We start from the raw sequence: 24534 nt of genomic DNA on the forward strand, positions 1-24534 counted from the left end.
GAGGTTTGTCTATAAACTTGTCCAATCACCCCCCCATGAAAATCCTAATCGTTTAGCGTAAGAAATAGCCTTTTTGATCTCATCTGATTCATAACCGTCCCATAAACAAACACCTTTATTATTTACTGGAACAAAATCTAAAGCTTGTCCAACAATGTGATATGATCTCATTGTTTGTGAAGTACCTGAAGCAATGTATTTCTTTTGCTGCTCAACAGTTCTTTTTGTTTCATAGATTAAGATATTAAGATTGTTTTTAACACAGTATTCGTACCATCCAAGTAGCTCACCTCTTCGAAGACCTGTATATGCATCGGTTCAGAGGGTCTTTACCAAGTTCAATTTTTACTGAATTTAACACTAATCTCTCAAAAAGAAGGAATCCACAAACTTCGGATTCCTTCTTTTTTTGCTATTTTTTGCTATTCTGAGTGCCTTCCTGCTCGAGCTCTTTAAACGATTTTACTTTGCCATGCTCATTTTGAGATTCTTTGCGGATATCCCATTGTCTCTGCTTTTGGCCTTTTGATTGTGTCATATTACAGGTCTCCTTTAATAAATAAGATTCAGGCTTATTTTAACCTCAGACGATGCTTTTTACGCAAAAAAAAAAGATGCTCGTAAAAGCATCTCATTGTGTAGCAGCAATTCCCTTCTGCAGAAGCGGGGAACTATCCGTCTTTTTTTTTCGGGTCAATTCGAGATAGCGGATATGGTGGTTTTCCATGTCCTTCACTTTAAAAGTAAAGGATCCGAATTCAACCAGTTCCCCTTTTTTGATATCGTATTTTTCAGTCAGCATCCAGCCGCCGATTGTATCAACATCTGTGTCATCCATATCAATTCCGAACAAATCGTTCAGTTCGCTTATTAATACTTTTCCGTCGATCACATACTGATCATCCGTGATTTTCTGGACAAGCGGCACTTCATCAGCATCAAATTCATCTCTGATTTCGCCTACGATTTCCTCTAATATATCTTCAACTGTTACAAGCCCAGCGGTTCCGCCGTATTCATCAATAAGAATGGCCATGTGAATATGCTCTTTTTGCATTTTAAGGAGCAGTTCTTGAATCGGCACAGAATCGATTACTTGAATAACAGGCCTAATATAGGTTTTCAATGAAAAATGATCGGTTTTTTTTGATTGAAATAAGTCCGTAAAAATTTCTTTAATATTCACCATACCGATGATATGGTCTTTGTCGCCGTCAACGACGGGGTATCTTGTATATTTTTCACTTTTGATAATCTTCAGATGCGACTGCAGCGTCTCTTCAATATCAAGTGAGACGATTTGGGTGCGGGGCACCATAATTTCTTTCGCAATCCGATCATCAAATTTAAATATCTTATTCACATATTTGTATTCAGATTGATTGATCTCTCCGCTTTCATAGCTTTCAGATAACAAGATTCTTAATTCTTCCTCGCTGTGTGCAAGCTCATGCTCTGAGACCTGCTTCATTCCAAAGAAACTCGTAAGGAGCCGTGCTGAGCCATTTAACACCCAGATCACCGGAAACATGAGGCGGTAAAAAGCCATTAACGGCTTTGAAAAGGTAAGCGTAATTCGCTCCGCTTTTTGAATGGCAACTGTTTTTGGCGCAAGCTCCCCCACCACTACGTGCAGAAATGTGATGACGGCAAAGGCAATTGTGACAGACAAGAACTGAACGCCTGAACTTGGAAGGTCAAACCTTTTGAAAACAGGATGAAGCAGCCTTCCGATTGCAGGCTCTCCAAGCCAGCCGAGGCCGAGTGCTGTAATGGTGATTCCAAGCTGGCAAGCTGATAAATATTCATCCAGGTTATCCGTTACTTTCTTAGCAGATAATGCCTGTTTATTTCCTTCTTCAATCAGCTGATTAATGCGGGAACTTCGAATTTTAACAATTGCGAACTCCGATGCTACAAAAAAAGCAGTGGCAGCAATTAAAATCGCAATAATGAACAAATTCACTATGTCCAAATAAATTCCCTCTTCCGCCTGAGACAGAAAAGGAGTCACCTCCTGAAAAATTTCAATCTATTAGGCATTGGATGGTGCAAAACCTTCTATGAAAAGTTAATACCCCATCTCATCACCTCTTCTGAAAGATATAAAAAATTCAGATAACATTAAAAACATCATAATATGAACAACTTCAGCAGTCAAACGGGAAATATGCCAGTTTTCTTCATAATTATGTTGATAATCAAGCCTTTATGTTTAAATTGTTTGATTATTCTCACTTTTTCGATGTTTTATTATTCTCAGGAAGAGGGTTTTTCCGGACCATCAATAAGACCAAAAAGACGATGCTCATATAGCCAAAGATTGGATATAGAAAGGCAATCAGCGAGCTGTAGCCAATTTGACTGACGAAAAAAGCACCGCTGAGCAGGATAATAATGATAAACATCCTTGGGATTGGAATCACCCGAACCAAATGGCGTTCAAGACCGAATAAATTACCGATGACAGATGTAAAAACTTCCCCGTAAATGACCAATATATAAATGAAAAAGAAGGAAAAAATAGATGCTTTCATGACCTCGGCCATTGGGATATCGTATAAAATCACATCAGGAAGTGTGGACAGGGCAAAGTGGCTGCTAAGCAAAATGAACGTAAGGAGGGCCCCTCCAACTATTCCTCCCCATTTTACAACGCGCTCATCTTCAATCTCCTGCGCAAGGGGAACAAGAACTGCTACTGCCATCGCAAGGTTAAAGGCTGAATAGGAGATGGCTGAGATCAGCCATTTAAATGATGGAGCATGATGAAGCTGAAATGATGAAAACGTATGGGCATCAAATGATGATACCGCAATAAGCACACTGAAGAGGATTAAAAGCGGCACGACAATAATATTGACGCTAAACAGCCCTTTGGAGCCGAAAGACATCGCGATGATTGTCAGAAGGATGGTCAGAAGCACGCCAAACTGCCTTCTGAATTCCAGCTGCTCCTCAAAAATAGCCCCTGCACCTGATAGCATCACAGATGTTACACCGAATAAGACAAGCAGCATAAAGAGATTAATAATAAATCCAAACGACTTGCCGAATAAGAAAAGATTAAAATCCTGGTACGATTTTGCTCCGATACGTTTTGAAATAATCATAATCTTTGCACCTAGATGCATAAAAAAGTACCCGCATATTAAAATACCGAGTATGCCAAAAAAGCCATACTGCGTAAAAAATTCTACAATCTCCCGTCCAGTTGCAAAGCCGGCCCCGACAACCGTTCCAACATATACAGCTGCGATTTGAACAACCTGAAACCATTGATTCTTCATCTTCTACCCCCGTTACGATGAATGCTTTTAGCTGAACTCTTACCATGTATATGAGACAAGGTGTTAAGAAAGAAGTAAGGATATGCGGGATACAGAAATATGGAGCCTTCCACTCATTGGGATGGGAAGCGGAGCTGAAAATAGCTGAATCATGATATTCGGCGAGTGGTATTTTGCTATATTTCGCGGGGATCGATTTTTATCAGGTACTTTCTGAATTTTATCGGGCTCTATCCCATATATTACAGGCACTATCCAATTTATATCCGTTATTCCAATTTGATTTATAGCACAATTTAATTCGTTTCAGCTGTCAGCGGCTAATAACTCATCCCAAAATTTTTTAAGCAAAATACTTGAAAGTCAAATAAGGTCAAACTATAATATGAATCAAGATCATCCTATGAGGTGATTTTTTACTCACTCAATTAGTCAAGGATAGTCAAAGTCAAAATATATATCAGGAGGTTTTCACTATGCTATGTCAACATTGTCAAGCTAAGAAAGCATCTGTTCATTTAACTCTTCAAATTAATCAGGAGCGTCAGCAAGTGCTGCTCTGCTCAGACTGTTATGCACAATATAGAAGCTCTGTTCCAAGCGGATCATTCGGAAATGTTCCCCCTTCTCAGCCATTCCAGCAAGGCGCAGAAGAGCAAACTCATAAACGAGGTAGCAATGGTCTTCTTGACCAATTAGGCCGCAATTTAACGCGCGCTGCAAAGGCCGGAGTCATTGATCCTGTTATTGGAAGAGATGCAGAGGTCGAAAGATTAATTGAAATTTTGAACAGGAGAAATAAGAATAACCCCGTTTTAATCGGTGAACCAGGAGTAGGTAAAACAGCTGTAGTAGAAGGCTTTGCGCTTAAAATTGCAGAAGGCGATGTCCCTGCTAAGCTTAAAAACAAGGAGGTTTACTTGCTTGATGTTGCTTCACTTGTTGCAAACACTGGCATACGGGGCCAATTTGAGGAAAGAATGAAACAGCTGATTTCTGAGCTTCAGCAAAAGAAAAACATCATATTGTTTATTGATGAAATTCATCTTCTTGTTGGTGCAGGGTCTGCCGAGGGTTCCATGGATGCAGGCAATATTTTAAAACCTTCTCTTGCACGCGGAGAGCTGCAGGTTGTCGGTGCAACGACTTTAAAAGAATACCGCCAAATCGAAAAAGATGCAGCGCTTGAACGCAGATTCCAGCCAGTCATGGTTTCAGAACCGTCCCTTGAAAAAGCCGTTGAAATCTTAAAAGGCATTCAGGATAAATATGAAAAATACCATGAGGTTACGTATACCGAAGAAGCCATTAAAGCGACTGTAACCTTGTCAAACCGCTACATCCAGGATCGTTACTTGCCTGATAAAGCGATTGACTTGCTGGATGAAGCCGGTTCGAAAAAGAACCTTCAGGCAGGCAGCGGCGAAGACATCAGCGAACAGTTAGCTGAAATCGCCAGAAAAAAAGCTCAGGCAACGAAGGAAGAAAAACTACGAGCTTGCTGCTAAATTGCGCGATGAAGAGCTCAAGCTTGAGAAAATGCAGACACCTGTTAAAGCTGTAGTCGATCTTGCAGATATTCAAGCCATCATTGAAAAAAAGACGGGTATACCAGTCGGAAAACTTCAGGAAGACGAGCAGGCTCAAATGAAAAACCTTAAGAATAAACTATCTGGAAAAGTAATCGGCCAGGAAGAGGCTGTTAAAAAAGTAGCCAAAGCCATCCGCCGCAGCCGTGCAGGATTAAAGTCCAAAGAAAGACCAATCGGGTCCTTCCTGTTTGTCGGTCCGACCGGGGTCGGTAAAACAGAGCTGACGAAAACCCTTGCCTCTGAACTGTTTGGTTCACGCGACTCGCTCATTCGTCTTGATATGAGTGAATACATGGAAAAGCATTCAATTTCAAAAATCATTGGTTCCCCTCCTGGCTACGTTGGCCATGAAGAAGCTGGACAATTGTCTGAAAAAGTCCGTCGGAACCCATACAGCATCATCCTGCTTGATGAAATTGAAAAAGCTCATCCTGATGTCCAGCACATGTTCCTTCAAGTGATGGAAGATGGCAGACTGACAGACAGCCAGGGCAGAACGGTCAGCTTTAAAGATACTGTCATCATCATGACAAGCAACGCCGGCATCGGCCATAAGAAAGTAACAGTCGGATTCGGAAGCAATGATGCCTTAAACGAAAGTTCTTTATTAGGCTCTCTGGGCTCATTCTTCAAACCGGAGTTTCTGAACCGTTTTGACAGCATCATTGAATTCAAATCACTTGAAAAACCGCATCTGCTTGAAATCGTCGATATTATGCTGGATGATTTGAAAGCCACATTGGCAGAACAAAAAATAACACTAATCATTACAGATGAGGCGAAAGAAAAAATTGCCGAACTCGGCTATCACCCTGCATTCGGTGCACGTCCGCTCCGCAGAGTGATTCAAGAGCATGTAGAAGATTCTATTGCTGACATCTTGCTTGACGGCAATGAGATCATAGAACTAGTTGTAGAGATTACGAATGATGAAATTTCTGTAAATGCTAAATAAAATGGAAAGAGTGCTGATTCAATGGAATTCAGCACTCTTTTTTTGCAATAATTTTATATGGATAAACTGGATGTCTGTACTCAAACTCAGCCTCATCCTCGACTTCAAGAACAATCGGGTGAATCTCTGAACCTCTTTGTGTCGGGTACCAGTGCCTGCCATCCTTCACCACAACGACAGAACCATCACCATTTCCGAAAAAAGCGAACGAGTCAGATTCAGCTCCATATTGATTAGTCAAAAAAGCTAATTCCCGCCGCATTTCATCAACATTTTCGCACGGCAGCCCAACTTCAAATGCATCATGCCAGTCTAATTGATGATCTGGAACCTCCGTCCTTTCAAGCATTTCAAGCACATTTCCTTCAGGATCATGAAAATATGCCTGTTTTCCTTTCCAGTATAAGTTCACTTCGCCTTCTTCGTTTTTCAGCAGAAGACTCTCTAATTCTTTAAACATGACGTCAAAAAACGATTTATTCGTTCTGAAGCATAAGTGATAATAGGTGCGGTTTTCTGCTTTAATAAAGGTTAAGCTGCTTAAACCGGCTTTCACGGTAAAACGATCCTTTTTTTCATCTGTCAATTTCATCTTTAAAATAACCGTGTAGAATGTTTTCATTTCTTCAAGATGCTTGCACTCTAACTGCACATGCACAAATTTCATTTCCATTTCCCCTCTCTTTTCTTTATTTTAAAAGAAGTGCCAAAGTTTGAATTCATTCTTTATACTGATCTTTTGTCCGACTAACAGATGAAAAAACCGCCAGCATATGCTGACGGCATTTTCATTACAGGTTTTTGTCATCCACGTTCTCAAGCCACTCTCGAATGTCGCCTGTGACCGATTGTACACATCCATCTTCAAAAGGTGAGATCAGGTTCGCAGTCTTTACTAATTCCAGGAATGATCGGCTTCCACCCTGTTTGCAAAGATGAAGATAATCCGCCCATGCCTGTTCTTTATTTTCATGCATTTTTTTCCAGAACTGCAGCGCACAAATCTGAGCAAGTGTGTAGTCAATATAATAGAAAGGAGAATTAAAGATATGTCCCTGACGCTGCCAGAATCCGCCTTCTTCTAAAAATTCGTTATCCTCGTAATTGCGGTGCGGCAAGTATTTCCGTTCAATCTCTCTCCATGCCTGTTTGCGCTCCTTCGGAGTGGCATCCGGATTTTCATAGATGAAATGCTGGAACTCATCGACGGTTACACCGTACGGCAAAAATAACAGCGCTCCGCTTAAATGGCTGAATTTATACTTTTCCGTATCTTCCTTAAAGAAGGTTTCCATCCAAGGCCAAGTGAAAAACTCCATGCTCATGGAATGAATTTCACAAGCCTCATGTGTTGGGAAGTGGTATTCAGATAAATTGAAATGACGGCTCATATAGACCTGGAATGCGTGTCCTGCTTCATGTGTCAAAACATCAATATCTCCGCTTGTACCGTTAAAGTTCGCGAAGATATATGGAGCTTTGTAATCTTCAATATATGTGCAGTATCCGCCGCCTGCCTTTCCTTTTTGCGCAAGCAGATCCATCAGATTCCGTTCAATCATAAAATCAAAGAATTCATTTGTTTCTCTCGACAGCTCTTCATACATCTTTTTCCCATTCTCGATAATCCACTCTGCATCCCCTTTAGGAGTAGCATTTCCAGTTGTAAATTGAAGCTTTTCATCCGGGAAAGCAAGAGTATCAAGCCCTAAACGTTCTTGCTGGCGTTCTCTTAATCGAGATGCCATTGGCACGATGTATTCCTTGATCTGATCACGGAAGTTCTTCGCCATGTCTGCATCAAAATCAATACGCTGCATTCTTTCGTAGCCCAGCTCCACAAAATTCGCAAAGCCTAATTTCTTTGCAATGAGTGTCCGGACTTTTACGAGCTTGTCAAAAATCTCATCGAATTTTTCTCCATTTTCAGCATAAAAGCCGAAATATGCGTCTGATGCACGTTTTCTCTTGTCGCGCTCTTTTGATTCAAGCAGCGGTTCAAGCTGTGCAAGTGTGTATTCTTTTCCGTCAAACTCAATTTTTGCAGAGGCAACAAGCTTCGTATACTCTGTCACGAGTTTGTTTTCTTTTTGCAGATCTTCAAGTACTTCAGGGGAAAATGTTTTCATCTGGGCGTCAGCAAGGGCAAAAATCTGTTTCCCGTATTTCTCTTCCAATTCATTGCGGAAATTTGAGCTGACAAGCGCTTTGTAAAACTCCGTATCCATTGCTTTAATATGCGGTTCAAGCTCATCAAGATAGTCCTGCTCTTCCTTGTAAAACTCATCATTTGTATCAATTGTATGGCGGATGTAGCAAAGGTTGAAGGCTGTAGAAAGATTGCCGCGAATGACATTCAGCTGATCAAGCGCCTCTTCCTGCTTTTCTAAGCTTTCTGCCTGCTTGAACAATTCAAGAGCCTCATGGAATGTTGCTTCAACTTCTTCCTTGCCCGGTCTTTTGTAGTCGTATTCCTGAAATTTCATATGTATTTCCCCACTCTCATAAAATAAATAACTTTCCCCTTCTTTTAATTCGAGAAAAAAGTCATGATTCCTCTGTTTCTCATTTAATTCAGCTCTTAAAGTTTATGAAAAGATGACGATATAAATAGTAACAAAACGTAACGAAAGAAAGATTTGGTGAGAGTATGGATAAAACGTCACTTATTGGATTAATTTTAGGCCTTGTCGCCGTTTTCGTCGGCATGTTTATGAAGGGTGTCAGCCCGGCTGTCCTGTTAAATCCGGCTGCATTGCTGATTATAATTGCCGGAACGATTGCAACTGTCGTAACCGCATTTCCCACAAGCGAGATTAAAAGAGTGCCGAAGCTCTTCGGCGTTATTTTTAAAGAGCAGCAGTCACACAGCATTCAAGAACTGATTCCCATGTTTTCCGAATGGGCCCAGGTTGCGAGAAAAGAAGGGCTGCTTGCACTTGAAGCTAAGATTTCGGATGTTGAAGATCCATTTTTAAAAAATGGGCTGAGCATGGCTGTTGACGGACAAAATGCTGAATTTATCCGGGATGTCATGACGGAAGAAATAGATGCCATGGAAGAGCGTCACTTAGCAGGAGCATCCATCTTTTCACAGGCGGGCACTTACGCCCCTACCCTTGGAGTACTTGGAGCAGTTGTCGGATTAATCGCTGCTCTTTCACATATGGATAATACGGATGAATTAGGGAAAGCGATTGGAGCAGCATTTGTGGCAACCCTTATGGGGATTTTCACGGGTTATGTTTTATGGCACCCTTTTGCAAATAAACTCAAAAGAAAATCCAAACAAGAAGCAAAAGTAAAGCACGTCATGATTGAAGGAGTGTTATCTGTTCTTGAAGGCCAGGCCCCGAAAGCAATTGAACAAAAGCTTGCCACCTACCTTCCGGCACACGAAAGAAAACAGCTTTTCGTGGAAGGAGAGAGTTTAGATGGCTAGAAAGAAAAAACAGAAACACGAGGAAGAGCACGTTGATGAATCCTGGCTTTTGCCCTATGCCGATTTATTAACGCTATTGCTCGCCCTCTTCATCGTCCTATTTGCCATGAGCTCAGTAGACGCGCAGAAATTCCAAATGCTTGCCCGGGCTTTCAACAGCACGTTTACAGGCGGAACCGGCGTTCTTGAATACCCAAGTCCGATCCCTGACGGTGAGATGGAAAAGCTGGATCAGGAGAAGGAAAAGAATCCGGAAAAAGAACAGCAGGAAACACTCGAGCAGGAGAAATTAAAAGAAATTCAGAAAAAAGTGAATGCCTATATTGCGGCAAACAGGCTTGAAACACAATTAAAAACCACTCTGACGGATGAAGGACTTCTCATCACCATTTTAAATGATATCTTTTTTGATTCGGGCAATTCCTCCATCCGCAAGAAAGATGAACAGCTGGCGAAGGAAATTTCGAAGCTTTTAGTCATGAATCCTCCGCGGAATATTATCGTCAGCGGCCACACAGACAACGTGCCGATTCAGAACGCAGAATTTGAATCCAATTGGCACTTAAGTGTGATGCGCGCTGTAAATTTCATGAAGCTTTTGCTTGAAAACGAGCAGCTTGATCCTAGAGCCTTCTCTGCAAAAGGGTTTGGGGAGTATAATCCAGTTGCAGACAACAAAACAAAAGAAGGCCAGCAAAAAAACCGAAGGGTCGAGATTTTGATCCTTCCGATTGAGCAGAACCAGTAAAAAAGTGTCCAATACGGACACTTTTTTTATTGAAAGATGATGGGTAATTGTCCACCGAGCTTGCCAATTAGGAGATAAATGGCTGAACGAGCATAAATCTGGGGTGTGGGCGAGGTCAAATGATAATGCGGCTGATATAGTACATATTCAGAACTAGATTACCCAGGCATTTTTAATGGGGATATTTTCTGTGAGAATAGCAGTCGAATGGAAAAAATCGAAGAGTCCAATTCAAGCGCACATTCCGGCTAACAACAGTATTATCGCCATCTCTCTCAAAAAAAAACACTTCCTAATTAGAAAGTGTTTTAATCCTGAAGATCCCGTGCATGATAGCCGACTTTTTTTATAAGATCAATGACGGTCTGCTTTTCTTCTGATGTCAGAATGCCGACAATTTCATCTAACCGCTCTTGATGAGATGGAAAAATACTCTCGATCAATTTCTTTCCTTTATCCGTAATTTGAGCAAAGGTAACGCGGCGGTCCTTATCACATGCTTTTCGGACAAGCAGTTCTTTTTGTTCGAGCTTGTCGACTACGTATGTGATGCTTCCGCTTGCTAATAGAATCTTCCCGCCAATTTGCTGAAGCGGCTGTTCCCCTTTATGATAGAGGAGCTCAAGCACGGCAAATTCTGTTGGGTTCAGCCCGAAGCTTGAGATGTGTTTATTCACTTGATCATTAATCTCGCGGTGTGCACGGGATAAAACGATAAATAATTTTAACGATTGTTCGATTTGCTGTTGATCTTTCATTTTCATCAATCCTTCGATAACTAAATATCTTGAATTCTAAATAATAATGATACAAAATTGCAGCTGAAATGTCAATATAGCATAGAAATTTTAAGAACAAATGACCTTCCAATTATGATTGAGAGAAGCTTGTACTTCTTTTTTCTCTAGTAAATAGTTCGCAATCAGCTCAGACATATCAACAGGAACTTCTTTTATGACTTCTTTTCCTTTGAACATTGTGTATTCTCCCCCGCCTGAGGCCCTGTAGTTATTCATTACAACGTCATATTCTCCATCACGTTCTAGCGGCTTTCCTTTTTTCTCAAGAAGCACGACCCGATCGCCGACTGGTTTTGAGACATCAAGTATGTACTCAATTCCTTCCCACATGTCATAGTTATAGTGCTGAGGCTTCGGATCCTGAAACTTCGGATTCACAATAACTGCGCCGTCCTCTCCGCACATAAAGTATGAGGCTGAACGTTCAAGAGCGGCTCTTATGTCGCTGCCTTTCAAACGAAGTACCTTCAAGGTATTCGGATAGATATAGTTTGAAACAATGTCACGCATGGTCGGATTTTCAGGGAAGCCTCTTGATGAATTATCAAAAAGAGCCGTGTTTGAGATCTCCGTGCCTGAGACATCCATTTGTACCTTATTAATAAATTCTATAAAAGCTGTTTTCACCATGCGTGCTGCGAAAGGATCTTCGATCAGCATGTTTCCGCTGATCTTTCCAATGGGCTGATCCAGCCACTTTTGTGTCTCTCTTTCGAAAGGCTGAATCAATTCTATTATGCTCTGATCTGTTTCATTAATGGTTAGATCTACAAGCTTTGATGTTTTCTCTTTAACGCATATTCCGTTTTCATTAACCGCAAAGGTGATCTCAATTTTTCCGGCAAAGCGTCCATTAAAGCCAGGCTGAACCACCGTTACTCCGTTTAATTCACCTGAAATGGAGCGATGCTGATGACCAGTGAGCAGCACATCAATTCCCTTAATCTCCTGGCAAAATTGATAGGCCTGATTCTCACCTGTAAGCGCTTCTGTCGGTTCTCCCGTCTTTAGGTCACGCTCAAAACCGCCATGGTATGAGACGATAAGCAGATCAGGCTTCTCATTCTTTTTAATATATTCCGTCCAATGCTTGGCCGATTGAAAAGCATCGTGAAATGAGAGTTCTTCAATATGCTTCGGATCTTCCCAGTTCGGGATATAATGGGTTGTTACCCCAAGAACCGCAACCTTTACACCGCAGTATGTCTTCATTATATAAGGTTTGCCTAATAATGGCTCTCCGTTTTCTGTGATATTAGCGGACAGCCATGGGAATTCAGATTGATCTGCAGCTTTTTTCAAAAAATCACTGCCGTAGTTGAACTCATGATTGCCGATTACCGCTGCATCATAGCCAAGCGCATTCATAGCCGCTATGACAGGGTTCCTCTGATCTGCAGCTTTTTTCGCATAATAGTAGGTAAGCGGGGTTCCCTGGATGCAATCTCCATTATCAATGAGAAGGACGTTATCATGCTCGTTCCTCTCTTTTTTGATGATCGTTGAAATTTTTGCAAGACCTAGGCATTGTTCCTCATTTGTGCTGTATATTAGCGGAAGAATATGACCATGAATGTCACTCGTCTGCAAGATTGTCAGTCTAACCGTTTCTATGAGAAACCCCTCCCTTTTCTTTCCATCATACCCAATATTCCCTTTCTCTACAATAGAAGGAACGCGCTTTTAGTTTAGAGCGGAATTCAGCCATCTTTCCTAGTACATTCAAATTAAATGGTTTATAATTCGAATAGTATGCTCTTAATCGGGCAATCTTTTATTTGGGGCGATAACTTTGCTGAAAGATCCTAATCGAATAAAAAAAGCATCGATCTATTTTCTGGTCGTGCTGATCCCATCCCTGCTAATCAATACATGCATTTATTTTTACCAAAAAGACAAAGTGATGGATCTCCATCGTTCTGAAGCAGCATTCATGATCAACATTCATAAAAATCAGATTGATAATTTAATTCAAGATACAAAAGCAAGGCTGGAATCGATGGCGCTTGTGCTTGAAGAAGAAAAGGACGAGAATAAAATTCAGCGAGTGCTAATGCAGGCGTATGATCAGGAGCCGCGTTTTTCAGGTCTTTATTTTGTTCATAAGAATGGTGACATTACAGCAGCTTCCAGAAAATTGATGAAAACAGTTAACCTTCAAAACCGGGCTTTTTTTAAAAGTGCCATTGCAACCAAACAATCGACTGTATCAGATGCCTACTTCGGTAATATTACCGGAGGATATATTGTTTCCGTTTGCACGCCCATTTTTAATGAGAAAGGTGAAGTAACAAACTTATTAGTAGCAGCTTTAAAAGTAGATTATCTTAAAAATATCATGAACGTCATCAGTCCCAGATTGAATATTAAGGTAGTGAATGAAAGCAATCATGTTCTTTTTGCATCAGGCAGCGAGAATGCGCCATCAAAATTGGAGCCTGTTCGGGTTTACCTTGATCAGATCGCGTGGAAGCTTGAGGGTGTGCCTGATTCAGAAATAAGTCTTAAACATGCAAAAGACATGATCATTTACATGCTGATCACATTCGGAATCTTAAACATCATTTTTATTCTCATCCAAAATTTCCTTTTAAAAAGAAGAGCTTTAATTGAACAAAGCCAAATAGATGCTCAAAAAGTAGAGCTTGTCGGAATGCTTGCAGCAAGCACTGCCCACGAAATCAGAAATCCGCTGACAGGTGTAAAAGGGTTCATTCAGCTTTTGCAGGAAAAATATCAGGACTCTGAAGATCAATTCTATTTTTCTGTCATCGATAAAGAGATCCAGCGCATCAATGAAATCGTCAGCGAGTTTTTAGTGCTCGGGAAACCGACTGCCCATCACCACGCAGACCACGATATTAATGCGATTGTGCTTGAATTATCCCCGCTGCTGGGGTCTGAAGCTAATCTTTATAATACAGAAATGGATATCCGGTTATATAAAGAACCTCTGCTTATTAATTGCACAAAGGATCATATCAAACAGGTGCTGCTGAATTTAGCGAAAAATTCATTAGAAGCAATCGACAAAAATGAAGGCAGATTAACCATCGAGGTGCAAAAACAGGGAGATTTCGCTGTAATCAGAGTAATTGACACGGGAAAAGGCATACCGGAAGATGTCATTTCAAAAATCTTTCACCCTTTCTTTACCATGAAAGATACCGGCACAGGGCTCGGACTTGTCGTATGCAAACGGATCATCTCCATGTACAAAGGAACAATCGCCATTGACAGTGTATTAGATAGAGGGACGAAAGTGACAATTGCTCTTCCTTTATCAGAAAAAGAGTGAAAAGCAAATGCTTTTCACTCTTTTTTTAGTTAGATGAAATATAAAAATTTTCGCATTTATGGTAAGAGGAAGCGTCTAACTCCACAAGGCGCTTGTACTTACTATATGTAAATATTCAGCTCGTTAAGATCTCTTCAATACGCTGCAGCGCATTATACCCTAATGCAACGTCCGAAGCCTTCGCGTTTTCAATAATCTGCTCTGGGTGAGAAGAACCGACAAGGGTGCTTGCCACATTATGCTGCCTCAGCGTCCAGGCAAGAGCAAGCTGGGCAAGTGTGATGTCGTGTTCCTTTGCAAGCTGATCCAGAAGCTCCACTTTTCGGTTCACCATATCATTCAGGATTTTCTTCATCCATGAATTCACGTTTTCTCCGGATGCACGGCTACCTTTAGGGATTAAACCTTCTTTATATTTCCCTGTTAAAATCCCCTGTGCAAGCGGTGACCACACAACTTGTGAAACGCCGGCATTTTCGCACATTGGAATAATTTCTTCTTCAATATCACGGTGTAACATATTGTACTGCGGCTGATTCACGATAATCCGGTCGAGCAGGTAGCGGTCTGCCACACTCATGGCTTCCTGTATTTGTGCAGCCGTCCATTCGCTAACTCCTGCATATAAGATCTTCCCCTGGCGAATAAGATCATCAATTGCCCGCAATGTTTCATCAAGCGGTGTTTCATGATCATATCTGTGACAGTAAAAAATATCGACATATTCGAGATCCATCCGCTTTAAGCTTGCATGGACCTGTTCCATAATATGCTTTCTTGATAACCCCTTATCGTTCGGCCCGTCCCCCATTGGCCAGAAAGCTTTTGTCGTCAGGACATATGAATCCCTTGGAAACGGCTTAAGTGCTCTTGACATGACAATTTCTGCTTTTCCGCGCTCATACACATTCGCGCTGTCGAAAAAGTTGATTCCCGCTTCATACGCCTTATGAATTATATCTGCTGCTGACCGCTCATCAACTGTTTTGCCGAATGTGAGCCAGCTTCCAAGACTGATTTCACTTACCTTTAACCCTGATCTGCCTAGCCTTCGATATTGCATCCCTATTCCCCCTGCTGTACATGATGATATTCCTTTGTCTTTAACTTATCAGAAATTTCAAAAATCGTAAAGGGAGAGAAGCGTTCACCTATCGACATTAACCGACAAGATGTTTCATTTCCCTCTTGATCTTTATGATTATTAGCAAGAATACAATTATTTGCTGAAAAAAATAACCTCATATGGCGAAAAAACAAGAATGAATGTTTTCGCTATCTTTTTTGGTTTTTTTTCGGCTATAATATGGCTATTACATACATGCACGAAAAGGAGTTCAGCCATGACTGAGGTTTTAATCGGAAGTACGTTATCAGCTCTAGCAACAGGATTTGGAGCTCTTCCCATCCTGTTTCTTCAAAAAACCATCACGCATAGATGGAGAGATATCCTGCTCGCCTTTACAGCCGGAATCATGATGGCGGCATCAATGATGAGTCTTCTGCCTGAGGCACTGAACCAGGGAGGAGTATTTCAGGTTTGTGCGGGACTTTTTCTGGGCGTGCTTGTTTTAACAACACTTGAAAAGAAAATCCCCCACATCGATCTTGAACATTCAAGATACGGAATCGAATTTGACCAGAAGGCTATGCTGATTATTGCTGCCATCACATTGCATAATCTGCCTGAAGGGTTATCAGTTGGGGTAAGCTACGCATCAGAGCAAAGTGAAACTGGAAATTTGATTGCTTTCGCAATCGGGCTTCAAAATGCTCCAGAAGGATTTTTGGTTGCCTTGTTCCTTATAAACCAGAATATCGGCAAATTCAAAGCCTTGCTAATCGCGACGATGACAGGTGCGGTTGAAATTGTCACTTCGCTGCTTGGTTTCTATTTAACTTCATTTGTAGAAAACCTTGTCCCCTATGGTCTGTCTTTTGCAGCGGGAGCCATGCTGTTTATCATCTATAAAGAACTGATTCCCGAAAGCCACGGGGACGGCAACGAGCGGAATGCGACCTATTCATTTATTCTCGGCATTCTCTTTATGATCGTACTGATTGAAACCTTATAAGAAATGCTTCTGAATCTTTAATCAAAAAAACCTAAAACTCCCGCGAGTAACGGGTACCGCGTTTTGGAGACGAAAATCGTTTTTCTCAAGTTGGCAAGTAAAATATTTGGTTAAGTCAATAGCATTAACAAACGCCCGATTTCTCTATCTGGGCGTTTTTCTATTTATATCGTTTTCACTTGAGAAAAAACTAATACCAACTGCGAGCCCTATTACAAAAGTAAACCATCCCCAGAAACACGTTTAACTCAAAGGTACTGGATACTATAAGAGTGCAGTACCTCAAATCCGTCAAACAAGCTTTGGGCTTTTTGAGTCCGTAAAAACGCTCTCCCCTTATTCAATAACAATAGAAAAAAGGTACAAATTGCTGTGCAATTTAGTACCCTTTTACATCTATTTGTTTCAGTTTTTCCCCTCAAAAAACGGAATCCATTTATCCCGCGAGTATTAGGTTTTTTATATAGTCAAGCCATCCCTTGCCGTCCATTTCTTCATAGACTCAATAAATTGCAGAAATGGCGGATTCGTTTTATTTTCTTCTTCAAAAAGAATTTGCTGATATTTATTTAGCAGCATGTCCAATTCCTGACTGCATTGAACAGCGCCCTCACACGTATATCCGCCTTCTCTTGCTGTATCAATCATTTCCTTGCGTTTAGAATCAATACTCGCTAATAATTGAGACTTGCTTATTTCGATTGTCATTTTCTTCCCTCCGCCTCATCTCTTAAGTATCTATATTGGGAATAAATATACAAATAAATTATTACAGATACTTCTAAACTTGTAAATAGATTAGCAATATTCGACAATAATATTGAGAAATAATATGACAATTTTGTTAAATTTATTTAAGTTATCACGTTTTTCCCGAATTTGTGGGGGTTTAAACAAAATTGCAGTTTTTATAATAAAAGAAAAAAGAGCCCTCAGGCTCTTTAATAAGGATCTGCTTCATGACCCATTTTTTCAGCTTTTTTTACTGTTTGTTCAGCAGCTGCAGAACTGGAGTGATCTTTCATTTGACTGGATTTTTCCAGACTATCAGCTAAACGCATGCCATAATCCTTGTCACAATTTGTAAAATGTTCAATCATTTTTTGCTGAATTTGAGGGCTGCATACTTTAAGCGCATCTGTTAAATTTGAAATCAGCTCTTCTTTTTCCCACTCCTCAAATGCACGATAAGTATCTCCTGCCTGCCCATAATCATTTGAACGGCCGATTTTTTGCCTGACCAGTTTTTCATTGTACTGGGGCTCATGGACTTTCCCAATCTGTTCTGCTTCTTTTAATCCTCCCAGTACAGAAGGCTCATAATTCACATGCGGATTCTGACCGGATGCAAGATCAACTTGATACTCCATTTGTCCGCCCTGCTGATTAGTTGCAACGCGTTTTTTCGGAGCATTTATCGGCAGCTGCAGATAGTTTGTTCCGACACGGTATCGCTGTGTATCTGAATAGGAGAAGGTTCTTCCCTGCAGCAGCTTGTCATCTGAAAAATCAAGTCCATCCACCAGGACGCCCGTCCCAAATGATGCCTGTTCTACTTCGGAAAAGTAATTTTCCGGATTCTTGTTTAACACCATTTTGCCGACTGGCAAGAAAGGAAACTCCTCTTTGGGCCATAGCTTTGTCGGATCTAATGGATCAAAGTCGAGCTCAGGATGTTCATCATCACTCATTATCTGAACACACAGCTCCCATTCAGGATAGTCTCCTTTTTCAATTGCTTCGTATAAATCCTGTGTAGCATGGCTCGTATTTTTTGCCTGAATGACTTCAGCTTCTTTTTGTGTGAGATTTTTAATTTTTTGATTGATAGGTTCCCAATGATATTTAATTAGAACTGCCTCTCCATTTTTATTCACCCATTTATATGTATTTACTCCTGAGCCCTGCATCTGCCGGTAATTAGCAGGTATTCCCCATGGTGAAAAGACAAACGTGATCATATGTATGGCTTCTGGAGATTGTGAAACAAAATCAAACATCCGCTCCGGATCCGTCAGATTAGAAACAGGGTCTGGTTTAAACGCATGAATCATATCAGGGAATTTCAAAGGATCGCGGATAAAAAATATTTTTAAATTGTTCCCGACAAGATCCCAGTTTCCATCTTCTGTGTAGAATTTAACCGCAAATCCTCTTGGATCACGGGCAGTTTCAGTAGATTCCCTTGCTCCTACTACTGTTGAAAAACGGATAAATAAAGGTGTTTTTTTACCCTTTTCTTGAAACAATTTCGCCCGGGTATATTTTGACACATGCTCGTCACCAGCTTTTCCATATGCTTCAAAATATCCATGGGCACCTGCTCCCCGGGCATGTACCACTCTTTCAGGTATCCGTTCTCTGTCAAAGTGCGAAATTTTTTCTAAAAAGTCATAATTCTCAAGTGTTGTCGGACCCCTATTGCCGACCGTTCTTACATTTTGATTGTCTGTAACAGGATGTCCCTGACGATTTGTTAAGGTATCATCATGTTCTCCTGTTCCAGGTTTCTTGCTGTTTTTATCATTGTTCACTCTTCATCCTCCTTGCCATTTTAAACATACATCTACCATTTATGTCCAATATTAAAAGGCATAAACAACTTTATTGGCAAAGAAAAACAGCAGATCGAATAGCTCGGCCTGCTGTTTTTTAGATGACATTCCTTTTACTTTGTCAATACTTTTTCTCTGAGATTCACATCATCAACTGACGTTACCCGGAAATCTTTTTCTTCTAGCTTCTTAATTATTTTATTCAGCTTTTTCTCAGAAACGTCATGAGAGAGGTTGATGATGATTCTTCTTAAATATGTATCGCCATTATCGAGCGTCAGAAGTCCTTCGATGTTCACATCTTTAATCGTTGAGACAAGATCCTTAATCACTCCTTTATGCTCTTTCGTGCCGACTGTCAGAATATAGCCGCCTGTCTTCATGCCAAACGAATCCTCAAGTACATCCATGACATTACCGTGCGTAATAATGCCTGAAAATTCCTCTTTATCATTCAGCACCGCTAAAAATGGAAGACGTCTGATAGTAAGGAATGTCTTAAAGAAAGAATCCTCTTCATAAACAAACGCATCCTGATCCTGAATTAGAGCCTCGATCGAATCCTCATCATTGCCCTGCTTTTCTACATAATGATCAAGGAGATCAACTTTATAGATTAAGCCGGCAAACGCTGTGCCATTCTCTCTAAGCACGGGAATACTCCGGTACCCTGACTCCCTCAGCAATTCATAAGCTTCCTTTACTGTGCTTTCCGCCTTGCAGTACCTGACATCCTCTTTTTTCACGAAATTGTAGCGAATCTTCCTCTTTCCAATCCTCCCTTTTATGCTTATTTATTGTTGAAAATTTACCATAGAAACATCAGAGAGTTATGCCGGTTTTGCTGATTTTTCTGGCATCCAGCTGAGGGATTTTAGGGCTGTTACTTGCAGATTTAAGATTATCGATTGGATTCATATTGTGCTCGCTTCACAAGGTTTTCTCCTCTTCACCCAAATTATTTGCTGCCGAAATCATAGAATGAAGCATTCTGTGCGTAAATTCGTTTTTCTGTGCTCTCTTTCAGCTGATTTCATATTCGGGTCATTCATTCTTGTTCTGCTGGCTAAAACCTTTTATTTTCAGAATAAATAAACCTCTTCACCATCAAGGTGAAGAGGTTTTGCAATTATGCCTGCTGCTCTTCTTTTTCGTAGATCGGCACCCAGCCTTCAGATGTAACGAAAATGCGGACTGCGACAACTTTGCGGTCCTCCTGAAGAGTAAAATAGTGGCGAATGTTTGGCGGTACGGAGATTAAGTCGCCAGGGTTGAGTTCAACATCAAAAAACGAGCCGTCTTTTCCCTGAATGATGAATATGCCGTGGCCGCTGACGATGAAGCGTACTTCGTCATCTGTGTGATGATGCTCCTGCTTAAAATTTTTCAATAGTTGATCAAGATTCGGCGTCCTGTCAGATAGAGAGATGACATCCTGAGCCTTGTAACCGCGTCGCTCTGAGATGTTCGCGATTTCATCCTTGAATACTTGCAGAATTTCCTCTTTTTGCTCATCAGAAAGACTGTAATTCTCTCTTAAAGCTTCCGGCAGCTTCTCGATATCCCAGTGCTCATAGATGACTTCCTGAGACTCAAGAAAGGCAGCAACCTCCTTTTGATCCGCGATTCTTTCATTTGTTTCCTGTAATCGTATCGTTGCCATTATATTTCCTCCTATTGTTAAGCTCTTATTGTGAGCAATTTAGCTTGTTTTAAAGATAGGACTTTTAAATGATAGGAAAATAGAAATTCACATGCTTCCAGGATTTTTTTGGCTTCGAAAGCATCTTTGCCCCAAACGGTAATGCCATGATTGCGGATCAAAACAGCACCGGAGTTTCCGGTCACATACTTGCCAAAGTCAGCTGCGAGAGCAGGTATATGAGCCGCATTTTCAATAATTGGAATATGCCACTCTGCATCTTCTTCCCAAAGTCCAAATGCTTTAATGATTTCCTGTCCTTTAAACGTAACGCCGCCGTCATCGCCGTAGAGCTCAGAGATGACATTGTTATCAACAGTATGGACGTGGAGGCTGCAGCCTGCGTTCGTACGATTATAGATTTCTACATGAAGCAGGGTTTCAGCAGAAGGCTTCAGTTTTGTTTCTTCAAGGGCTTCTCCATCCTGATCGACCAATAGGAAATCTTCATTCGTCTCAATCCGTTTATCCTTACCGCTTGAAGTCACTAAAAACGAGAGCGGCTCTGTTTTTACCTTAATCGCCAGGTTTCCGCTTGTACCTGGAAACCAATCCCTCTCAGCAAGCTCGCGTTTAACCGCGGCAAGCTCGCTCCAGCGCTGATTTAAAAGACTCATGATACCGCCTCCTGCTTTTTCTTAAGTCCATCTATTACATCAAAGAACGTAGTAAATTCCTGATGCGGAAGGTTCAAAGACTTGCATTTTCCAAGAAGAAAATCTCTTGCAAACACAAAGTCTGCAAGTTTTGAAGCCTCTAAATCAGTAACAGAATCACCAATGACAATGACTTCCTGATCTGGATCCGCAAGCTTCCTGATTAAACTCGGCTTGCAGCAGCCACAGTCATTGCTGCACTGATCATCACATGAGTTTGGCCATAAGATTTCAATTGCCTGACCGCTGAAATCACCTTCATTGCAGTAAACGCGGCTCCTGTCAACCAAGCCATTCAACAATGGGTGGACAAAAAAATCAATGCCTCCGCTTACGATATACAAAGGGATTTCTTCCTCCTCCGTAAATTGAACAAATTCACGGAATCCATCGCGAAGCTGAGCCGTAAAAAGCAAGTATTGAATAATATCATATTTCAGTTCAGCTGGAATCAGCTGAAACATTTTCCCTACTCCTGCTCGGACAGAAATCCGCTGGCTTAATACATCATCCTTCAAAGCGTTCCACTCTGGCGGAGCAAACTTCTTCATAATAGCAATAATGTTGTCAGTATTTGTGATTGTTCCGTCGAAATCACAGATGATAATCGGCTTGCTCATTTGCTCACTTCCACCTGCCCCCAAAGATCCAGCGCGATTCTCAAATCGGCATTTTCATTTGCTTTTTCAGTCAAGGAGATGCCTTGTAATGCCGCATCGATCGCTGCACGGAAAGCTTTTCCGCCTGCAGCAGCGCCGTTTGGATGTCCGTGGACACCTCCGCCTGCGTTAATCACGCTATCTAACCCGAAATCCTGAATTAAGATAGGGACGAGTCCTGGATGAATCCCTGCTGAAGGCACAGGGAATGTTTCCTTCAGCAGCACGTTTTCTTTACAAGCTGCACCTATGGAAAGGGCCGCTTCCCGCTCAAGCGCAACACTTCCATATGGCGATGGAAACAGAGAAAAATCGGCTCCGCTGTATCTCAGCAATTTTCCGAGTAAAAGAGAATGAGAGATTCCATAAAGTGAGGATGACGCTAATGCACCGCTGACAGCGGGATGAGCCATAAGCGGAATGTTGATGTCTTTGTCCTCTGCCAGGCTTTGAAGCACGTCAAGGCCGTAGGCAAAAACATTAAGCAATAGGGCATCTGCTCCAAGCTCTGCCGCACGCTTTGCTTTTTCTTTTAAATCATACGTTTTTCCTGATAAATGAACCGCGTACATCGCCTTATGACCGGTCTGCTCATAAACCTCGCTTAACACTTCTTTTCCGGCAGTAATCCGCTGTTCAAAAGGCGTCAGCGGATTTTCAAAAAGAATTTCATCGTCTTTCACCAAATCAACCCCGCCAAGCACCTGATCTTTAAGCTGATTCTTTAAAAAAGCGAGATCACGTCCGATGACTCCTTTAAAAATACTCATAAGCAAAGGTCTGTCATATACACCAAGTTTTTCACGAATGCCGCTGATGCCGAATTTAGGACCTTGAAACTCAGCAAGAATATTTTCTGAAAAATCCAGGTCCTGAAGCTTTACTTCGCCGTCAAGAGACAGCTTTCCAAACACAGTCGCAAGAATCGCAGGCAAATCATGGCTGAAATTTACTCCAGGGTAAAAAATTTTGACGATGCCTTTTTTGACGCGTTTGTTTAAAAAAGCTGAGACCTTATCATCAGACTCAAATTCTTCTACGGAGATGACCTTCCCTTTGTGCTGCTGCAATTGTATCTGCGTAAGTTCCGGAAGATCCGTCCATGACCCAACGGTTAAGCCAAGGGCAATCCCTTCTGCTTTTTTTTCTAAGTTTTTTTCATCATGGATGAGATAGGTTGCTGTAATGCCGCTCATGTTTGTACCGCCTTCCATAACAATATTAGAAATGCGCAAGCGCCCGTTTAGATTAAGGCATGGCCGAGGAGTTGGGCGACACTTCTTGCCATCAATGCGCAAACTTTTATACTTTCGTAATCAATAAAAAAGGCCCCTTTCCGCTAATCGAAAAGAGACCTTATCTAACTTGGCTAAGATCCTTATCTATCAGCGAATGCTGCAAGATTTAGCACCGTGCTTAAACCTTGGTTTAAGTCGGTTGCCGGGCTTCATCGGGCTAGTCCCTCCACCTGCTCTTGATAAGAATGGCTTATTTATTTTATGTTCTGAATAACCTGAAATTAATTTGGATTATGACAGTTTTTCAAAAGACTGTCAACCGCCATTTCAAAATAAATTCAAAGATTTTATCCGTTTTGCTGCTTCTCTCAGTCTTTCTTCTGAGGTTAAAAGTCCTGCCCTTACATAGCCTTCTCCGAACTTCCCAAAACCTACACCAGGCGCAACACAGACATGTGCGTGCAGGAGGAGATACTCGGCAAAGGATTCTGAAGTATAGCCTGCAGGAACAGGCAGCCAGGCAAAAAATGATCCCGGCGGCGCTTCAACCTGCCAGCCAATTTCGTTCAGAGCAGTGATGAATGCATGGCGTCTGCTTTCATACCGCTCAACCAATTCATCCACACAGGTCTGTGATTCAAGCAGGGCAGCTGCAGCAGCTTCCTGGACAGCGCTGAACACACTGACAAACATGTGATCCTGAAACAGGTTAATCGCTTCAATGACACTTTCATTGCCTATCGCAAAGCCAATCCTCCAGCCCGCCATATTATACGTCTTCGAGAGCGTATAGATTTCAATCCCAGTCTCTTTCGCTCCTTCAACTTCCAAAAAACTGACAGGTTTCTTTCCGTCATATCCAATGGCGCCATAGGCAAAATCATGGACAACACAAATTTCATTTTCTTTTGCAAACGCGACTGTTTCTTCAAAGAATTCTTTTGAAGCAACAGCACCAGTCGGGTTGTTCGGGTAATTCAAAAACATAAGCTTTGCCTGTTTCTTCGCTTCTTCTGAAAGTTGCCCATAATCCGGCAAAAACTGATTATCTTTTACCAGCGGCATAAATTCCATTCTTGCCCGGGCAAGCTCTACCCCAGACCAATAGTCAGGATATCCGGGATCCGGCACGAGAACTAAATCATCCGGGTCCAGCAAACATTGCGGAATTTCAACAAGCCCCGCTTTTCCGCCAAACAAAATGGCCACTTCTTTGTCAGCATTAAGTGTTACACCATACTCCCGCTTGTAAAATTCCGTAATTGCCTCTTTAAGAAATTTCTGTCCGCGGAACGGGGAATATTTGTGATAGTCCGGATTTTCTGCCGCCTCTTGAAGAGCCTTAACAATATGAGGCGGTGTTGGCTGATCAGGATTCCCCTGTCCAAGATTAATAACGTCATGTCCCGCTTCGATACTTGCATTCACTCTTCCTACAAGACTTGCAAAAAACTGCTTTGGAAGCTTATTTAATAACTGTGATTGATTGAAGTTTTTCATGTTTTACACCTTCTCAAAAAATTC

At 41.4% G+C, this 24534-nt stretch carries 21 protein-coding genes, 1 pseudogene and 1 riboswitch; of the genes and pseudogenes, 5 read left to right on the top strand and 17 right to left on the bottom strand.

Features of this window, described 5'->3' with window-relative positions:
• Positions 1–9 precede the first annotated feature (9 nt).
• From QFZ72_RS29585 to QFZ72_RS20015, 4 genes are all read right to left on the bottom strand, one after another.
• Entirely contained in the window at positions 10–171 is a 162-nt protein-coding gene (locus QFZ72_RS29585) for a M15 family metallopeptidase (protein WP_373464613.1), read from the bottom strand.
• Positions 172–412: 241 nt separating this feature from the next.
• The gene (locus tag QFZ72_RS20005; RefSeq protein WP_252204810.1) at positions 413–538 is read right to left on the bottom strand and encodes a DUF6254 family protein; all 126 of its coding nucleotides are present in this window, start codon (positions 536–538) and stop codon (positions 413–415) included.
• Between the two features lie 93 nt (positions 539–631).
• The gene (locus QFZ72_RS20010) at positions 632–1975 is read right to left on the bottom strand and encodes a hemolysin family protein (protein WP_307436861.1); all 1344 of its coding nucleotides are present in this window, start codon (positions 1973–1975) and stop codon (positions 632–634) included.
• A 259-nt stretch (positions 1976–2234) separates the two neighbouring features.
• Complete coding sequence (locus tag QFZ72_RS20015; RefSeq protein ID WP_307436863.1) at positions 2235–3290, bottom strand: YkvI family membrane protein; 1056 nt, start codon at positions 3288–3290, stop codon at positions 2235–2237.
• A gap of 476 nt (positions 3291–3766) precedes the next feature.
• On the opposite strand from QFZ72_RS20015, the pseudogene QFZ72_RS20020 reads away from it, so the two are divergent.
• A pseudogene (locus QFZ72_RS20020) lies at positions 3767–5837 on the top strand (ATP-dependent Clp protease ATP-binding subunit).
• Positions 5838–5865: 28 nt separating this feature from the next.
• On the opposite strand, the gene QFZ72_RS20025 reads toward QFZ72_RS20020, so the two are convergent.
• Positions 5866–6504 carry a VOC family protein gene (locus QFZ72_RS20025; protein WP_307436865.1) on the bottom strand — a complete coding sequence of 213 codons (639 nt, stop codon included), beginning with the start codon at positions 6502–6504 and terminating at the stop codon, positions 5866–5868.
• Between the two features lie 124 nt (positions 6505–6628).
• A complete protein-coding gene (locus QFZ72_RS20030; protein ID WP_307436868.1) occupies positions 6629–8323 on the bottom strand; it encodes a M3 family oligoendopeptidase in 1695 nt (564 codons plus the stop codon).
• A gap of 164 nt (positions 8324–8487) precedes the next feature.
• On the opposite strand from QFZ72_RS20030, the gene motA reads away from it, so the two are divergent.
• Both motA and motB read left to right on the top strand, forming a co-directional pair.
• A complete protein-coding gene (gene motA, locus QFZ72_RS20035; RefSeq protein WP_307436870.1) occupies positions 8488–9279 on the top strand; it encodes a flagellar motor stator protein MotA in 792 nt (263 codons plus the stop codon).
• Positions 9272–10027 (top strand): flagellar motor protein MotB, encoded by a 756-nt coding sequence (gene motB / locus QFZ72_RS20040; RefSeq protein WP_307436872.1) that lies wholly within the window; start codon positions 9272–9274, stop codon positions 10025–10027. Before motA ends, motB begins: the two co-directional genes overlap by 8 nt.
• A 308-nt stretch (positions 10028–10335) precedes the next feature.
• Here the strand turns inward: motB and QFZ72_RS20045 are convergent, their stop codons facing one another.
• On the bottom strand, positions 10336–10785 hold the full coding sequence (locus QFZ72_RS20045; protein ID WP_307436876.1) for a MarR family winged helix-turn-helix transcriptional regulator: 450 nt from the start codon (positions 10783–10785) through the stop codon (positions 10336–10338).
• 90 nt (positions 10786–10875) lie between these two features.
• A complete protein-coding gene (locus QFZ72_RS20050) occupies positions 10876–12441 on the bottom strand; it encodes a bifunctional metallophosphatase/5'-nucleotidase (protein WP_483862268.1) in 1566 nt (521 codons plus the stop codon).
• Positions 12442–12619: 178 nt separating this feature from the next.
• Here QFZ72_RS20050 and QFZ72_RS20055 point away from each other — a divergent pair, with 178 nt between their 5' ends.
• Positions 12620–14125: a PAS domain-containing sensor histidine kinase gene (locus tag QFZ72_RS20055; protein WP_307436881.1), complete on the top strand. Its 1506-nt coding sequence runs from the start codon at positions 12620–12622 to the stop codon at positions 14123–14125.
• 115 nt (positions 14126–14240) lie between these two features.
• Here QFZ72_RS20055 and QFZ72_RS20060 read toward each other — a convergent pair whose 3' ends face one another.
• The gene (locus QFZ72_RS20060; RefSeq protein WP_307436884.1) at positions 14241–15188 is read right to left on the bottom strand and encodes an aldo/keto reductase family protein; all 948 of its coding nucleotides are present in this window, start codon (positions 15186–15188) and stop codon (positions 14241–14243) included.
• 280 nt (positions 15189–15468) lie between these two features.
• Between QFZ72_RS20060 and QFZ72_RS20065 the strand changes: the two genes are divergently transcribed.
• Positions 15469–16200 (top strand): ZIP family metal transporter, encoded by a 732-nt coding sequence (locus tag QFZ72_RS20065; protein ID WP_307436887.1) that lies wholly within the window; start codon positions 15469–15471, stop codon positions 16198–16200.
• A 459-nt stretch (positions 16201–16659) separates the two neighbouring features.
• Here QFZ72_RS20065 and QFZ72_RS20070 read toward each other — a convergent pair whose 3' ends face one another.
• The 8 genes from QFZ72_RS20070 to QFZ72_RS20105 form a co-directional block, all read right to left on the bottom strand.
• Positions 16660–16908 (bottom strand): aspartyl-phosphate phosphatase Spo0E family protein, encoded by a 249-nt coding sequence (locus tag QFZ72_RS20070; RefSeq protein WP_307436891.1) that lies wholly within the window; start codon positions 16906–16908, stop codon positions 16660–16662.
• A gap of 233 nt (positions 16909–17141) precedes the next feature.
• The gene (locus tag QFZ72_RS20075; RefSeq protein WP_307436892.1) at positions 17142–18734 is read right to left on the bottom strand and encodes a catalase; all 1593 of its coding nucleotides are present in this window, start codon (positions 18732–18734) and stop codon (positions 17142–17144) included.
• Positions 18735–18868: 134 nt separating this feature from the next.
• A complete protein-coding gene (cbpA, locus tag QFZ72_RS20080; protein WP_307439881.1) occupies positions 18869–19531 on the bottom strand; it encodes a cyclic di-AMP binding protein CbpA in 663 nt (220 codons plus the stop codon).
• 353 nt (positions 19532–19884) lie between these two features.
• Complete coding sequence (locus QFZ72_RS20085) at positions 19885–20418, bottom strand: 1,2-dihydroxy-3-keto-5-methylthiopentene dioxygenase (RefSeq protein WP_307436894.1); 534 nt, start codon at positions 20416–20418, stop codon at positions 19885–19887.
• 17 nt (positions 20419–20435) lie between these two features.
• On the bottom strand, positions 20436–21074 hold the full coding sequence (locus QFZ72_RS20090; RefSeq protein WP_307436896.1) for a methylthioribulose 1-phosphate dehydratase: 639 nt from the start codon (positions 21072–21074) through the stop codon (positions 20436–20438).
• Positions 21071–21733, bottom strand: a complete 663-nt coding sequence (gene mtnX / locus QFZ72_RS20095; protein ID WP_307436899.1) for a 2-hydroxy-3-keto-5-methylthiopentenyl-1-phosphate phosphatase — start codon at positions 21731–21733, stop codon at positions 21071–21073. The genes QFZ72_RS20090 and mtnX overlap by 4 nt, the downstream gene beginning before the upstream one ends.
• Positions 21730–22968: a 2,3-diketo-5-methylthiopentyl-1-phosphate enolase gene (mtnW, locus tag QFZ72_RS20100; RefSeq protein WP_307436901.1), complete on the bottom strand. Its 1239-nt coding sequence runs from the start codon at positions 22966–22968 to the stop codon at positions 21730–21732. Before mtnW ends, mtnX begins: the two co-directional genes overlap by 4 nt.
• A gap of 179 nt (positions 22969–23147) precedes the next feature.
• Positions 23148–23256, bottom strand: a riboswitch (SAM riboswitch).
• A gap of 81 nt (positions 23257–23337) precedes the next feature.
• Positions 23338–24510 (bottom strand): pyridoxal phosphate-dependent aminotransferase, encoded by a 1173-nt coding sequence (locus tag QFZ72_RS20105; protein ID WP_307436903.1) that lies wholly within the window; start codon positions 24508–24510, stop codon positions 23338–23340.
• Positions 24511–24534 lie beyond the last annotated feature (24 nt).

This window comes from Bacillus sp. V2I10, assembly GCF_030817055.1.
Lineage (GTDB): Bacteria > Bacillota > Bacilli > Bacillales > Bacillaceae > Bacillus_P.